Source organism: Corynebacterium canis (genome assembly GCF_030408595.1).
GTDB classification, from domain to species: Bacteria; Actinomycetota; Actinomycetes; order Mycobacteriales; family Mycobacteriaceae; genus Corynebacterium; species Corynebacterium canis.
In genome coordinates, this window is sequence record NZ_CP047080.1 from 2,560,442 (window position 1) to 2,575,216 (window position 14,775).

A 14,775-nucleotide genomic window follows, 5' to 3' on the forward strand; every position below is an offset into this window, starting at 1 on the left:
GTAGTGGACGCGTGGTGGTTGTTGGTGTTCGGTGGATTAGTACCGGTCATCTGAGCACCTTGCGGTGCGTGCAATTCCGGCCTATCGACCCCATGTTCTGTGGGGCACCTGGTTGATGAAACGTTATCTTGGAAGGGGCTTCCCGCTTAGATGCTTTCAGCGGTTATCCCGTCCGTACGTAGCTAACCAGCCGTGCCACGGGCGTGACAACTGGCGCACTAGAGGTACGTCCGTCCCGGTCCTCTCGTACTAGGGACAGCGTTCCGCACGTTTCTGCGCGCGCGGCGGATAGAGACCGAACTGTCTCACGACGTTCTAAACCCAGCTCGCGTGCCGCTTTAATGGGCGAACAGCCCAACCCTTGGGACCTACTCCAGCCCCAGGATGCGACGAGCCGACATCGAGGTGCCAAACCATCCCGTCGATATGGACTCTTGGGGAAGATCAGCCTGTTATCCCCGGGGTACCTTTTATCCGTTGAGCGACACCGCTTCCACAAGCCGGTGCCGGATCACTAGTCCCTACTTTCGTATCTGCTTGACGTGTCAGTCTCGCAGTGAAGCTTCCTTGTGCACTTACACTCTGCCACCTGATTGCCAACCAGGCTGAGGAAACCTTTGGGCGCCTCCGTTACTCTTTGGGAGGCAACCGCCCCAGTTAAACTACCCACCAGGCACTGTCCCTGACCCGGATCACGGGCCGAGGTTGAAGATACCCAATACGATCAGAGTGGTATTTCAACTTGCGACTCCCACACCACTGGCGTGGCGTGTTCACAGTCTCCCACCTATCCTACACAAACCGTATCGAATATCAATACCAAGCTATAGTGAAGGTCCCGGGGTCTTTTCGTCCTGCCGCGCGTAACGAGCATCTTTACTCGTAGTGCAATTTCGCCGGGTCTGTGGTTGAGACAGCAGGGAAGTCGTTACGCCATTCGTGCAGGTCGGAACTTACCCGACAAGGAATTTCGCTACCTTAGGATGGTTATAGTTACCACCGCCGTTTACTGGGGCTTAAATTCTCCGCTTCGCTTGACGCTCACGGGTCCTCTTAACCTTCCAGCACCGGGCAGGCGTCAGTCCGTATACCTCGACTTATCGTCTTCGCACGGACCTGTGTTTTTAGTAAACAGTCGCTTCCCTCTATTCTCTGCGGCCTGGCCACGCGCACCCACCGCCAAGGGTGGGCCACCCAACCAGGCCCCCCTTCTCCCGAAGTTACGGGGGCATTTTGCCGAGTTCCTTAACCACAGTTCTCCCGATCGCCTTAGTATTCTCTACCTGACCACCTGTGTCGGTTTGGGGTACGGGCCGCACATGCACTCACTAGAGGCTTTTCTCGGCAGCAGAGGATCATCAACATCCCCAACAAGTTGGGTACGCATCACGTCTCACCCATACCTGTGTGGCGGATTTGCCTACCACACGGGCTACACGCTTACACCACAATCCAATCAGTGGCTTGACTACCTTCCTGCGTCACCCCATCGCTTGGCTACTACCAGCTCAGATCCCACGCAACCACAAGCCACACACACCACCAACCACAAAAGCTGGCAGCACACATAACCTAGGCCGGGTGGTTAGTATCACTGATTCACCATGGGCGCACACATGCGGGTACGGGAATATCAACCCGTTATCCATCGACTACGCCTGTCGGCCTCGCCTTAGGTCCCGACTCACCCTGGGAAGATGAACTTGACCCAGGAACCCTTGGTCATCCGGCGGACGAGTTTCCCACTCGTCATTCGCTACTCATGCCTGCATTCTCACTCGCATCCACTCCACCACACGATCACTCGGCAGCTTCCACGCAAACACGACGCTCCCCTACCCACCAACCCCAACAAGGGCCGGTGCCGCGGCTTCGGCGGTGTACTTGAGCCCCACTGAATTGTCGGCGCAGAACCACTCGACCAGTGAGCTATTACGCACTCTTTCAAGGATGGCTGCTTCTAAGCCAACCTCCTGGCTGTCTTCGCGATCCCACATCCTTTTCCACTTAGTACACGCTTCGGGGCCTTAGCCGGCGATCTGGGCTGTTTCCCTCTCGACTACGAAGCTTATCCCCCGCAGTCTCACTGCTACGCTCTCACCTTGCCGGCATTCGGAGTTTGGCTGGCATCGCTAAGATGATAGTCCCGCATCAACCATCCAGTCGCTCTACCTCCAGCAAGAAACACGCAACGCTGCACCTAAATGCATTTCGGGGAGAACCAGCTATCACGGAGTTTGATTGGCCTTTCACCCCTACCCACAACTCATCCCCTCAGTTTTCAACCTAAGTGGGTTCGCGCCTCCACAGCGTCTTACCGCTGCTTCACACTGGCCATGGGTAGATCACTCCGCTTCGGGTCCAGAACATGCCACTGACACACCCTCTTAGGATTCGCTTTCGCTACGGCTACCACACCATACGYGTTAACCTCGCGACATGCCGCTGACTCGCAGGCTCATTCTTCAAAAGGCACGCCATCACACACCCAGRCCACMMAASGCRRCRGRCCATGCTCTGACGGCTTGTAGGCACACGGTTTCAGGTACTCTTTCACTCCCCTCCCGGGGTACTTTTCACCATTCCCTCACGGTACTTCTCCGCTATCGGTCACACTGAGTATTCAGGCTTACCGGGTGGTCCCGGCAGATTCACAGCAGATTCCACGAGCCCACTGCTACTCGGGAATACGATCAAGCACAACACGCCACATTTTCAGGTACGGGACTCTCACCCACTCCGGCAGACCATTCCAAGCCACTTCCCCTAACACAACGCACCACACCACAAGCACGGCAGCACTTGCAACAACCGCATCCCACAACCCCACACACGCAACCCCTGCCGAGTCTCACACGCGCATGGTTTAGCCAACATCCACGTTCGCTCGCCACTACTAGCGGAATCACAYATTGTTTTCTCTTCCTACGGGTACTAAGATGTTTCACTTCCCCGCGTCACCACCACACCAGCTATTTCATTCACCAGCACAGCGACCATGCACAACCATGGCCAGGTTACCCCATTCGGACACCCTCGGATCAACGCTCAATTGACAACTCCCCGAGGCTTAACGCAGCCTTTCACGTCCTTCATCGGCTCAGCATACCAAGGCATCCACCGTGTGCCCTTCCAACACAACAACACACACAAACAATAAAGATGCTCGCGTCCACTATACAGTTCCACAAACAACACCAAAACAACCACAACACACACCCCAACCAACCCAACAAACACATCAGATCAATCAGAACATGCATATATCTGTGCCTGCCCCAGACACCCAACAGCGCGCCACGAATGCCCCATCATCATCAACCAACCACAACCATCAAGTAGTAACCAACAGTTTGGAAGTCCACCTGGAAAAAACAAAAAACAAAACAGTGCTGCACACATATTCAGCGGCCACCACCTACAGCAACCACCACACACAGCACCACACAAAAAAGCTCCTTAGAAAGGAGGTGATCCAGCCGCACCTTCCGGTACGGCTACCTTGTTACGACTTCGTCCCAATCGCCAATCCCACCTTCGACCACTCCCCCCAGCAAACGCTGGTTAGGCCATGGGCTTCGGGTGTTACCAACTTTCATGACGTGACGGGCGGTGTGTACAAGGCCCGGGAACGTATTCACCGCAGCATTGCTGATCTGCGATTACTAGCGACTCCGACTTCATGGGGTCGAGTTGCAGACCCCAATCCGAACTGAGGCCGGCTTTCAAAGGGATTCGCTCCACCTCACGGTCTCGCAACCCACTGTACCGACCATTGTAGCATGTGTGAAGCCCTGGACATAAGGGGCATGATGATTTGACGTCATCCCCACCTTCCTCCGAGTTGACCCCGGCAGTCTCTCATGAGTCCCCACCATCACGTGCTGGCAACATAAGACAAGGGTTGCGCTCGTTGCGGGACTTAACCCAACATCTCACGACACGAGCTGACGACAACCATGCACCACCTGTATACAAGCCACAAGGGAAACACCATCTCTGGCGCGATCCTGCATATGTCAAGCCCAGGTAAGGTTCTTCGCGTTGCATCGAATTAATCCACATGCTCCGCCGCTTGTGCGGGCCCCCGTCAATTCCTTTGAGTTTTAGCCTTGCGGCCGTACTCCCCAGGCGGGGCGCTTAAAGCGTTAGCTACGGCACAGAAGTCGTGGAAGACCCCCACACCTAGCGCCCACCGTTTACGGCATGGACTACCAGGGTATCTAATCCTGTTCGCTACCCATGCTTTCGCTCCTCAGCGTCAGTTACTGCCCAGAGACCTGCCTTCGCCATCGGTGTTCCTCCTGATATCTGCGCATTTCACCGCTACACCAGGAATTCCAGTCTCCCCTACAGCACTCAAGTTATGCCCGTATCGCCTGCACGCCCGAAGTTAAGCCCCGGAATTTCACAGACGACGCGACAAACCACCTACGAGCTCTTTACGCCCAGTAATTCCGGACAACGCTCGCACCCTACGTATTACCGCGGCTGCTGGCACGTAGTTAGCCGGTGCTTCTTCTCCAGGTACCGTCACCAAAAAAGCTTCGTCCCCAGCGAAAGAGGTTTACAACCCGAAGGCCGTCATCCCTCACGCGGCGTCGCTGCATCAGGCTTGCGCCCATTGTGCAATATTCCCCACTGCTGCCTCCCGCAGGAGTCTGGGCCGTATCTCAGTCCCAATGTGGCCGTACACCCTCTCAGGCCGGCTACCCGTCGACGCCTTGGTAGGCCATTACCCCACCAACAAGCTGATAGGCCGCAAGCTCATCCCACACCAGCCCCCAAAACAGAAGCCTTTCCACCATGACACACAAAAGCATGGTCCTATCCAGTATTAGACCCAGTTTCCCAGGCTTATCCCAAAGTGCAGGGCAGATCACCCACGTGTTACTCACCCGTTCGCCACTCGAGCACCCCAACCAAAGCCAGGGCCTTTCCGTACGACTTGCATGTGTTAAGCACGCCGCCAGCGTTCGTCCTGAGCCAGGATCAAACTCTCCACAAAAACAAAATCAGCTTAAATGAAAAGCCAAACCCCAACAAAAAACAAACAACCAACAAAACAATCAGTTGTCCAAAAAAACAAAAACAAAACAGTTGAAAAACCAATCCCAACCATCCCACTGCGACCAGCCCAAAGCCAGCTCACGAAGCACAAACCCCGCCAGCAACCAAACCAACCACAACAAAACAGCCACAACCAGCCAACAACAACAAAACAAACATGACACACTATCGAGTTCTCAAACAACACAGCCAAACCACAACCAAAACCAACAAGGACCCCGCCGCGGTGACTCGAACCAATCTACACACCCCACCACAAACCAACAAACCCGCAGGTCAGAAGCGTAGTTGCGGTAGGGTGCGGCGTCGATAAGCGGGCTAGACGCGCTCCACCTTTGCGCCCACCGAGTTCAGCAAGCTGACAAAGTGCGGGTAGCCGCGGTCGATGTGGAAGACGTCATGAACCTCGGTCACGCCGTCCGCACACAACGCCGCCAGCACCAGGCCGGCGCCCGCGCGGATATCCGAGCTCCACACCGCCGTAGAGGACAATTGTTCGACGCCGCGCACGCTCACGTGGTGGCCATCGACGGTGGCGTCCGCACCCAGGCGCTGCATTTCATCCACGAAGCGGAACCGGGATTCGAACACGTTCTCGGTGATTACGCTGAAGCCTTCGGAGACCGCGGCCAGGCCAATCGCCATCGGCTGCAGGTCCGTGGGAAAGCCCGGGTAGGGCAAAGTTTGATGGTCCACAGCCACGGGACGCTTGCGCATCTGCACGCGGAACCCCGTTTCATAGGCGTCCACCTCCGCGCCGGCGGACTTCAGCTTTTCCAAGGGGAGGTGCAGCAGCTTCGGCGGCACCCCCACCACTGTGAGGTCGCCGCGTGTCATGGCCGCCGCATACGCCCACGTGCCTGCGACGATGCGGTCCCCCACCACTTTGTGCGTGGTCGGATGTAGTTTCGAAACCCCCGTAATCGTAAGCACGTTCGAACCTGCACCTTCGATCTTCGCACCCATCTCGTTCAGCATTTCGCACAGGTCTACGATCTCGGGCTCGCGCGCGGCGTTATCCAGCCGCGTCACCCCCTCCGCCAACACCGCGGCGGTAAGAATGTTTTCGGTGGCCCCCACGGAGGGGAAGTCCAGCCGGATCTCCGCGCCGGTAAGCTTCTCCGCCTCCGCCACCACGCAACCGTGGTGAATGCGGGTGGTAGCGCCCATTTTCTCCAGGCCGCTTTGGTGCATATCCAAAGGTCGGCTGCCAATTGCGTCGCCGCCAGGCAAGGCGACCTTGGCGCGCCCGCACCGCGCGGTCAGCGGCCCGAGCACACACACGCTGGCGCGGAATTGCCGCACCGCATCGAAGTCCGCGTCGCTGCGCAGCTCCGCCGGGGTTTTGATATACACGGATGTGCCGCGGATAAATACTTCGCACCCCAACCCCTCAAGAACCGCACGCATGAGCGCAACGTCATCGATTTCGGGGCAATTATGAATGGTGGTTACGCCCTCCGCCAATAACGCCGCCGCCATCAGCTTCAGCACGCTGTTTTTCGCGCCAGAAACCTGCACCGTGCCCTGTAGCCGCGCCCCACCGGTTACCAAAAAACGTTCTTTCACCCCTCCTACACTAGTAGCGTGAATGTATGGCTGTGCATTTAACAAAGATTTACACACGCACAGGTGACGACGGCACAACCGGCCTCGCCTCCTTTGAACGCGTTCCCAAAGACGACCCGCGCCTCGTCGCCTACGCCGATTGCGACGAAGCGAACAGCGCAATAGGACAAGTGCTCGCATTAGGCGCCCCCTCGCCCGAGGTTGCGGCGGTCCTTCGCCGCGTGCAAAACGAGCTGTTCGACGCAGGCGCAGACCTAGCGACCCCCGTGGAAGAAAACCCCAAGTACCCCCCGCTCCGCATCGAACAAGCGTACATTGATCGCCTCGAAACGGATTGCGACCACTTCAACTCTGCACTACCGAAACTATCCTCGTTCATCCTCCCCGGTGGCACCCCCGCATCCGCCCTGCTGCACACCGCACGCACAATCGTTCGTCGCGCCGAACGGGCGTCCTGGGCCGCAGTCCGCGCGTTCCCCGAAACCACGACCACCCTGCCCGCAAAATACCTCAACCGCCTCAGCGACCTCCTGTTCATCCTCGCCCGAGTCGAAAACAACGGCGAAGACGTTCAATGGGTGCCCGGCGGACAACGGTAACGCTTATCGACGCCGCGGGGGTGGCGGGGCGTCGATAAGCCCCCGGTTACGGCAATGCGCCGATCCGTCGAGCTGCGTTTACCGCCTCATAACGGGTGTGCGCGCCCAGCTTGCGCATCACGGAACGCAGATAGCTCTTCACGGTTTCGGCGCCAATGCCCATCTCCTCGGCCGCCTCCACATTGGTGTGGCCCAGCGCCACGCACGCGAGCACATCCAACTCGCGGGCGCTCAACTTCGTGGTTTGCTTCACGCGCACAGGGGTAACCATCTGGTCGCACAGATCTTCTAACTCCTTGCGGAGGTCATCGTCGCCCACGCGGTTGGCCAACATTCGCAACTTCGAATGCGTGGAACGCACCTGCTCCCACTCCGCGCCGTTCATCACGCGGCCGGACTTCAACGCCCCAGAACGGCCACCATCGGCGCGCCGGAACGCCGCATTCACGGCGAGATCCTGCTCGAGGCTACGGGCCGTCATGGTGACCTCTTCGATGACCTTATCGCCCAGCCGCACCGGCGAATGCACGCCCACATACAGCACGCCGCGAACCTCGCGCTGCACGATCACTGGGACGGCCACGATAGAAAACAGGCCTTCATCCTGAATGACGTTGTCATACTCGTGGCTGATCACATTGGCGCGAGTGTAATCGCTCACGCCCACGGGACGGCGAGTGGTCATCACCCGGCCGCCGACGCCGCACCCAGCTTCGATGATGAGGTTCTGCAACGCCGGGGTCCGCAACCCCACCCACGCGCCGATCTGCAACCGCCCATCTGGCATCGCGGTAGCGTACATCGTCACGGGAATACCCGTCGCAGTCTTCAGCGACGTCAACGCCGCGCGAATCGCATCCTCATCGTCCTTGATGCGCTGAGAATCCACACTTACCTCCTGCAACAATTACACGGCGTACCCGGCACGCCTGTATGTAATCGGATGCACCCTGCGCGCCGCGCGCGAACACACCCGCCTCGAACTTAAGAAAACTCTTAGAGGTGAAGTATAATGCCACAGCGGGGGTGCGCATAGCCCATTTTTCCGGAGAATTTTCGGCGACGCTGCCCACTTGGTTTTGCAATAGGGGTAACCCGCCGCCCCCTTAATCGAACATCTCCCCCTTAAAAGGTGCCCCCATATTTTTCCATTGCCTTCCAAGTTTCGCATATTATTCATGTGGATTATGGGGGTAAATTGTAGAACAACGCTGCATCTTTGCAGGTGGGTGCGCGCCGTCTCGCCGCTGGCGGGCATGCTACCAGAGAAATGCAAAACACGATTTCCGTTACGCAGCGCCCTTACTATCGCCGTTCAGTTTGAAACGATTTTCCACCATCCCGAAAACGCTTATTGAGTTTCAAAATCTCAAAGCGCGGACACAGCGTAATCAATATCACGCCGCCGGACGCCCGCAGGGCCTTGCCTCGGGCGCAAATCTTGCCCGACGGGGCGTCGAAAAGCGGTCTTTTGGAGGGGTGCGGAGGGTGTCAATCGCCCCCAATCGAACTCCCCCGCCCCACGAGCCACACGGAGACCAGCTATCCTAGAGAACGCAACCGGTCTGCCCGCGAAACTCCACCCGGAACCCCGCGCGCAGGACAACAGGGAATCCAGTGCAAATCTGGGACTGTCCCGCAACGGTAATCGGCGCACGCGCCGGAAGTCCGATACCTGCCAGTTGCGCTATAACTCCACCCCTGTTGCAGCAACGGCCCAACGCTAGGAAACGCTTCACCCCAAAAGGCGGCACCCTTTCAATTGACCCGAAGCCCCCGGCGGCAAGCTTTGCGGAAACACGGTGATGTTATAGCCCGACCATGCCCGCGGATAGGCATAGTTCGGATCGCGAGGAAGCCCGCGTGCACGCGACGCCTCGGCTTGGGCCCGCCCCTTCGGACCGTTCCCGCCCAGCCAAGCCCTCCTCGCGAGGTGCGCCCGAACGCCTTCCCGCGGGCATGTTCTTTTTGGTGGGGGATGGGGCGTTCTTTTTGGTGGGGGATGGGGCGTTCGTTTTGGTGGGGGATGGGGCGTTCTTTTTGGTGGGGGACGGTGCGGCGTGACGTCGCTTTAGTTTGCGTAGCGCTTGGCGTTGGGTTGCGCCGCGCATCGCAGAAACGGCCGCGAAAACCCTTCTCAGCTGCGGCTTTGCTGCGCGCTTACCCAGTGACAAATCTGCCTCAGGCAGATCTGACCTGGCGGATTCGGCGTCCTGCGGAAATGCCGTCACTCGGTGGCCGGCGTGTCGAATCTGCCTGGGCGCGAAGCTCGGCCAGCCACTTCAACCCCTCCACATCACACCGCCAATGGGTTGTGTGCAACCGCCGACCTGGGGCTCGTCTTTCTATTCTTCATTCGGGGGTCTAACGAAGAAATTCAGGACGAATCTGGCCCAAAAACGCTGTGTAGAATCTCGCGACCTTGGTAACACTCTGTGCCATCACCTTGGTAACAATCAGTATCATCACCTTGGTGACAACCAGTAGCATTACCTTGGTAACGCGCGAGCGGGTAGTTAATCCTCTAGTTCAGCAGCGGCGGTGGGGTGTTGTTGTAGCCATTGCTGCTGTCGTTTGAGAAACCACGGCGGGGCCTCGTGGAGGTACGCGCCGATGATTTTCCAAAGGGGTACGGTGGCGCCGATCGGTTCGCCGAGCACGTTTAGTGGCAGTGGGATTCGCAGGACCATGACGCCGTCGACGGAATCGAATAGCGCGTATTCATCGTCGGTGTGAACGACGTAGTAGTGCTTATCGGTAAGCCGTTTGGGGATATTGATGTAGTACCCCGCGAGCGCGAAACGTGGTCTGGACGAGGGTTTGATGTACAGCATTGCTGGATCCTGGTCGAGGCCATCTGCAGCGCTGGGGGACTCGCTCGAACGGGCCTGCCGGTATTTTTCAATCTCTGCAGTCAATTGCTCCTGGGTGATGGGCTCGCCGCTACTAGGGCGGTGTTCGATGCTGTCCCAGGCCTGTTTCGGGGTCATACCCCCGAGTGCTTGATGCCTCCGCTTGTTGTTGTAGTACTCCCGGTATTCACTGAGCAATTCCTTCAATTTGGCCTCAGTACTGGGCTTGTGCGCATCAAGGAACTTCACCAAGGTTTGATGGGAGCGTTCGTTTTTGCCTTGAGTTTGGGGATGATCCGCCCGGCCAGTAATGGCCTCACAACCCTTGACGGCAAGAAACCGATGCAGCGCAGTGATCCGGCCCCGGCGAATCTGATTAAACGCGCCACCATTATCGCTCAGCAATTGGCGCGGTACCCCATAGACACGGATCGCGTTAACTACACAGTTCAACGCATCTGCCCCATTTTCCGGCTTGGTGCCATACGTAGTACCCACATCAAATCGGGTTGCATCATCGATGAGCTGGTAAATCGTGATCACAGTGCCCGCCGGAGTAGCGAGCCGATAGGAAAACGCATCCAGCTGCCACAACTCCATGGCACAGGATCGCTCGAAGCGCACTATCGATGAGCGAGGCCGCTTCCGGGGATTCTTCGCGACCACACCCGCAGCAGCCAGAATCCGAGCAATCGTCGACACCGAAGGAATCGGCTGCACCACATTCGGCTGATCAATCAACGCATACCAAATGGATCGCGGCCCATTATCCCAACCAAATTGGCCAAGCCGCTCCCGCATCGCAAGCACCATCGACACCGTAGCCTCATCATAGGTAGTCGCAGGCTTATGCGGCGCACTCGACCGCGGATGCAGCGCCCCAAATCCTTCCTGCTCAAAACGCTTTTTGATCGCATAATACGTTTTCCGGCTAATGCCATGAACCGCACAAAACTCCGTAATACTCATGCCGTTCGCGGCACACGGATCAAATTCAACAATTAAACGCCGCACATTCGGCGAAAGAGGACGAACCATGCACCTAATTGAAAACGAACACCACCAAAATCGTTTCCACGGTCATGAGACTCGTTGCATCCAAGGCCATGAGACAGACTGTTACCAAGGACATGAGACAGGTTGTCACCAAGGTGATGAAACAGGTTGTTACCAAGGTCCTGAGAGATGACAGCCCAAAAACGCTGCAAATCGTCTTTTTATTCTTCGTTGAGGTGTCCAATGAAGAAAATCCGGACGATCGCAGGTCAACGGCTGCACACAACCTATCAGGGCAAGCTATCGGCAAGCAGGGGCCGGCAGAACCTCCCAGACGATGAGGGTCGAATCTTCCCGCACCATCTACCCCGCCACATCCACCTCAGGCAGATCTGACATACCGAATTCGGCCACCTGCGGAAACACCGCCGCGCAGCGGTCGGCGTGTCAAATCTGCCTGAGCGCCGCTCGGCACCAACCTTTGCAAAACCAAAACCGCCCACAAAACCTGCCTCCTACCACCTGTTTCGCCCTCCGCCCCACCAAACAGACCGACCCTTAGACCGAACGGTCTAGATTTTCTTTAACGGCACATGTATTCTGTGCTGTAGCCACCGCGCGGCCCACCGCCGCGCTCATCGTTTTTTGGATTTCTAGGAGCACGAACACATGGGACGTATCCATGCAAACATCACCGAAACCATCGGCAATACTCCGCTGGTTCGCCTGAACCGGCTCACCGAAGGGCTGCCCGCCGAGGTTTTGGTCAAGCTGGAGTTCTTCAACCCGGCGAACAGCGTGAAGGACCGTATCGGCCGCGCCATCATCGACGCCGCTGAGGCCGATGGTTCGCTGAAGCCGGGCGGCACCATCGTCGAGGCAACCTCCGGCAACACTGGTATTGCGCTGGCCATGGTTGGTGCTGCTCGCGGCTACGATGTGGTTCTCACCATGCCGGAGACCATGTCCCTCGAGCGCCGCGTGATGCTGCGTGGCTACGGCGCGGAGATCATCCTGACCCCGGGCTCTGCCGGCATGCAGGGCGCCGTCGATAAGGCGAACGAGATTGTGGCTAGCCGCGAGGGCGCGATCCTCGCACGTCAGTTCTCTAATCCTGCGAACCCGGCGATTCACCGCGCGACCACCGCCGAGGAAGTTTGGGCGGACACTGAGGGCGGCGTCGATATTTTCGTTGCGGGCTTTGGCACTGGCGGCACGGTGTCGGGTGTTGGCCGCGTGCTCAAGGACCGCAAGCCGGGCGTGCAGATCGTGGGCGTCGAGCCTGCGGATTCCGCGCTGCTCACCACGGGCAAGGCTGGCCCGCACAAGATTCAGGGCATTGGCGCGAACTTTATCCCCGAGGTGCTGGATCGCAAGGTCATCGACGATATTTTCACCGTTTCGAACGAGGATGCGATTGCCGCTTCGCGCGCACTGGCGGCGAAGGAAGGCATTTTGGGCGGCATTTCCACGGGCGCAAACGTGCATGTAGCGTTGCAGCTCGCCGCGCTTGAAGAAAACGCGGGGAAGACGATTGTCACCGTCGCTTGCGATTACGGCGAGCGTTACGTTTCCACCGTGCTTTACGACGACATCCGCAACTAACTCACGCACGTTGCGTTTCGCCCTCCGCCTCCCGCAGCTCGCCACGCGGCTGCCAGCGGGGGGCCTTCTGCATATTTGGACGCTGATAGGATTGACCGTTATGTACCGACTCATCTCGATGCTCCGAGAAGACCTTGCCAATGCCCGTGACCACGATCCGGCGGCCCGCGGCGATGTCGAAAATGCGATCGTTTATTCCGGCCTTCATGCGATTTGGTCCCACCGCGTCGCGCATGCGTTGTGGGTGCGCGGCATCAAGGGCCCGGCCCGCGTTCTTGCCCAGCTCACCCGGTTCCTGACCGGTGTGGAGATTCACCCCGGTGCCACCATTGGCCGGCGCTTTTTCATCGATCACGGCATGGGCGTGGTCATCGGCGAAACCGCAGAGATTGGCGATGGCGTGATGCTCTATCACGGCGTCACCCTCGGCGGCCAGGTGCTCACCCAGACGAAACGTCACCCGACCCTTGAGGACAATGTCACCGTGGGCGCCGGCGCGAAGATCCTCGGCCCCATCACCATCGGCGAGGGGAGCGCAATCGGGGCGAACGCAGTTGTGACCAAGGACGTGCCCGCCAATAACATCGCCGTTGGCATCCCCGCCAAGAATCGCCCGCGTCACCAGGATGAGTGCCTCCACCTCGTGGACCCGGACCGCTATGTGGCCCTCGAACGGGGAGCCGGTATTTAGCACATGGATTCGCTGACCCAGGTGTGGCCGCCGTTTGGGGTGCGCATCGAGGTCGCCACGCCCGAGCGCAGCATCGCGTTGCTGGGTTTGACGGACGCGCATCTGCCGCTGCTCGCCCACGCTTCCGAGGAGTCCGTGTACGGCCCCAATACGCCCGACCATGCGTTCCCCTGGCTCTTCGCGCCGGACTCCGAGCGCGCCCGCAATAGCGCACAATTTCGATGGCTAAACCGCGTGAATTTCCAGCCCGCGGCGTGGTCACTGGACCTCGTGGTGTTTGACGGCGACACATTGATTGGCGCTGTAGACTTGCGCGCCACCGATTTTGCTTTTCGACGCACCGTCGCCACCGGTTCGTGGATATTTCACCGTTTCCAGGGGCAGGGCTTTGGAACACTCGTACGGCACGCCATTGCGGGGTTCTGCTTCGACCATTTGGGGGCGGAACGCGTCGAATCGGGCTGGATACTCGGCAATGACGCCTCGGCGCGCGTGAGCGCGAAATTGGGGTACGTCAAGGTAAAAAATATCCAGGTGCCCGCCGGTCCGGACAGCATCCCACTGCCCGGCGAATTAGCCGAACTGACCCGCGAACGCTACCGAGAGATCCACCCGGATGCGCCCACGGTCACGGTTTCTGGTCTTACCCCCGAATTGCGGGCGATGATGGGCGTGGAGGCCTAGAACCCGGGCACCACGAGGTCCGAATATTCGGGGTTTTTGGCGATAAACCCACTCACCGCGGAGCATGTGGGCTGCACCTTAAGGCCCGCCACTTTGGTCGCCTCGAGTGCCGCCTTGACGAGGGGCGCCGAATAGCCATGACCTTGGAATCGGGGGTAAACCTCGGTGTGGTGGAACTCCCGTGCCGCATTGCTTTGTCCGATGGGGACCAGCGTGTATTCCGCGAATCCCGCCTCCACCCCGTCGACTGTGAGCACAAAGCGGGAACCGGGGGCATCGTGGGTGATATATACTTCGGGGGTTTGGGATACGTTATTCATCTTTCATAAACCGTTCTTGAGCTATAGGGGCACGCCCCATGGAACGCGGCACCCACGAGTAAGAACAAGGATAATACCCCGATTCTCCCCCGAATGGCCGGCAATGTTAGCTTTATCTCTCACCGCAAACGCTCAAAACCCCAACACCTTGCGGTGTTGGGGTTTGTGGCCAGAACCAGGATCGAACTGGTGACCTTCCACTTTTCAGGCGGACGCTCTACCGACTGAGCTATCTGGCCAGAGTGATAATCCACTCGGCGACCCTGACGGGGCTCGAACCCGCGACCTCCGCCGTGACAGGGCGGCGCGCTAACCAACTGCGCCACAGGGCCGTGCGTGAAACAATACGACCAGCAACTACGGCCGCGTTGTGCACGGGATATAACTAT

At 58.4% G+C, this 14,775-nt stretch carries 11 protein-coding genes, 2 tRNA genes, 2 rRNA genes and 1 riboswitch; of the genes, 7 read left to right on the plus strand and 8 right to left on the minus strand.

The window, feature by feature from the left end; translation table 11 throughout:
* Positions 1–15: 15 nt before the first annotated feature.
* Together CCANI_RS11325 and CCANI_RS11330 are read right to left on the minus strand one after the other, a co-directional pair.
* A 23S ribosomal RNA gene (locus CCANI_RS11325) occupies positions 16–3,145 on the minus strand.
* Positions 3,146–3,463: 318 nt separating this feature from the next.
* A 16S ribosomal RNA gene (locus CCANI_RS11330) occupies positions 3,464–5,008 on the minus strand.
* The 16S and 23S rRNA genes sit together here, the layout of an rRNA operon.
* Before the next feature lie 16 nt (positions 5,009–5,024).
* Here CCANI_RS11330 and CCANI_RS11335 point away from each other — a divergent pair.
* Complete coding sequence (locus CCANI_RS11335) at positions 5,025–5,231, plus strand: hypothetical protein (protein ID WP_146325785.1); 207 nt, start codon at positions 5,025–5,027, stop codon at positions 5,229–5,231.
* A 157-nt stretch (positions 5,232–5,388) separates the two neighbouring features.
* On the opposite strand, the gene murA is transcribed toward CCANI_RS11335, so the two are convergent.
* Positions 5,389–6,639, minus strand: a complete 1,251-nt coding sequence (gene murA / locus CCANI_RS11340; RefSeq protein ID WP_146325774.1) for a UDP-N-acetylglucosamine 1-carboxyvinyltransferase — start codon at positions 6,637–6,639, stop codon at positions 5,389–5,391.
* Between the two features lie 26 nt (positions 6,640–6,665).
* Here murA and CCANI_RS11345 point away from each other — a divergent pair, with 26 nt between their 5' ends.
* Positions 6,666–7,238, plus strand: a complete 573-nt coding sequence (locus tag CCANI_RS11345; RefSeq protein ID WP_146325773.1) for a cob(I)yrinic acid a,c-diamide adenosyltransferase — start codon at positions 6,666–6,668, stop codon at positions 7,236–7,238.
* A 46-nt stretch (positions 7,239–7,284) separates the two neighbouring features.
* Here CCANI_RS11345 and ramA read toward each other — a convergent pair whose 3' ends face one another.
* Complete coding sequence (gene ramA / locus CCANI_RS11350; RefSeq protein ID WP_146325772.1) at positions 7,285–8,127, minus strand: acetate metabolism transcriptional regulator RamA; 843 nt, start codon at positions 8,125–8,127, stop codon at positions 7,285–7,287.
* A gap of 655 nt (positions 8,128–8,782) precedes the next feature.
* Positions 8,783–8,935, plus strand: a riboswitch (cobalamin riboswitch).
* 124 nt (positions 8,936–9,059) lie between these two features.
* Here ramA and CCANI_RS11355 point away from each other — a divergent pair.
* The gene (locus tag CCANI_RS11355; RefSeq protein WP_146325771.1) at positions 9,060–9,302 is read left to right on the plus strand and encodes a hypothetical protein; all 243 of its coding nucleotides are present in this window, start codon (positions 9,060–9,062) and stop codon (positions 9,300–9,302) included.
* Positions 9,303–9,754: 452 nt separating this feature from the next.
* On the opposite strand, the gene CCANI_RS11360 is transcribed toward CCANI_RS11355, so the two are convergent.
* Positions 9,755–11,128: a helix-turn-helix domain-containing protein gene (locus CCANI_RS11360; RefSeq protein ID WP_146325786.1), complete on the minus strand. Its 1,374-nt coding sequence runs from the start codon at positions 11,126–11,128 to the stop codon at positions 9,755–9,757.
* Between the two features lie 44 nt (positions 11,129–11,172).
* Here CCANI_RS11360 and CCANI_RS11365 point away from each other — a divergent pair, with 44 nt between their 5' ends.
* From CCANI_RS11365 to CCANI_RS11380, 4 genes are all read left to right on the plus strand, one after another.
* A complete protein-coding gene (locus CCANI_RS11365) occupies positions 11,173–11,427 on the plus strand; it encodes a hypothetical protein (RefSeq protein WP_146325659.1) in 255 nt (84 codons plus the stop codon).
* Positions 11,428–11,755: 328 nt separating this feature from the next.
* Positions 11,756–12,691, plus strand: a complete 936-nt coding sequence (gene cysK, locus CCANI_RS11370) for a cysteine synthase A (RefSeq protein ID WP_146325658.1) — start codon at positions 11,756–11,758, stop codon at positions 12,689–12,691.
* 100 nt (positions 12,692–12,791) lie between these two features.
* Positions 12,792–13,382 carry a serine O-acetyltransferase EpsC gene (gene epsC, locus CCANI_RS11375; RefSeq protein ID WP_146325657.1) on the plus strand — a complete coding sequence of 197 codons (591 nt, stop codon included), beginning with the start codon at positions 12,792–12,794 and terminating at the stop codon, positions 13,380–13,382.
* A 3-nt stretch (positions 13,383–13,385) separates the two neighbouring features.
* Positions 13,386–14,066, plus strand: a complete 681-nt coding sequence (locus tag CCANI_RS11380) for a GNAT family N-acetyltransferase (protein ID WP_146325656.1) — start codon at positions 13,386–13,388, stop codon at positions 14,064–14,066.
* On the opposite strand, the gene CCANI_RS11385 is transcribed toward CCANI_RS11380, so the two are convergent.
* The 3 genes from CCANI_RS11385 to CCANI_RS11395 all read right to left on the minus strand — a co-directional run bounded on the left by CCANI_RS11385 (position 14,063) and on the right by CCANI_RS11395 (position 14,718).
* Positions 14,063–14,386, minus strand: coding sequence for a GNAT family N-acetyltransferase (locus CCANI_RS11385; RefSeq protein ID WP_146325655.1), 324 nt, complete (start codon positions 14,384–14,386; stop codon positions 14,063–14,065). The two genes, CCANI_RS11380 and CCANI_RS11385, sit on opposite strands and share 4 nt — an antisense overlap.
* 166 nt (positions 14,387–14,552) lie before the next feature.
* A tRNA-Phe gene (locus CCANI_RS11390) sits at positions 14,553–14,625 on the minus strand.
* A 19-nt stretch (positions 14,626–14,644) separates the two neighbouring features.
* Positions 14,645–14,718 (minus strand) — tRNA-Asp (locus CCANI_RS11395).
* Positions 14,719–14,775 lie beyond the last annotated feature (57 nt).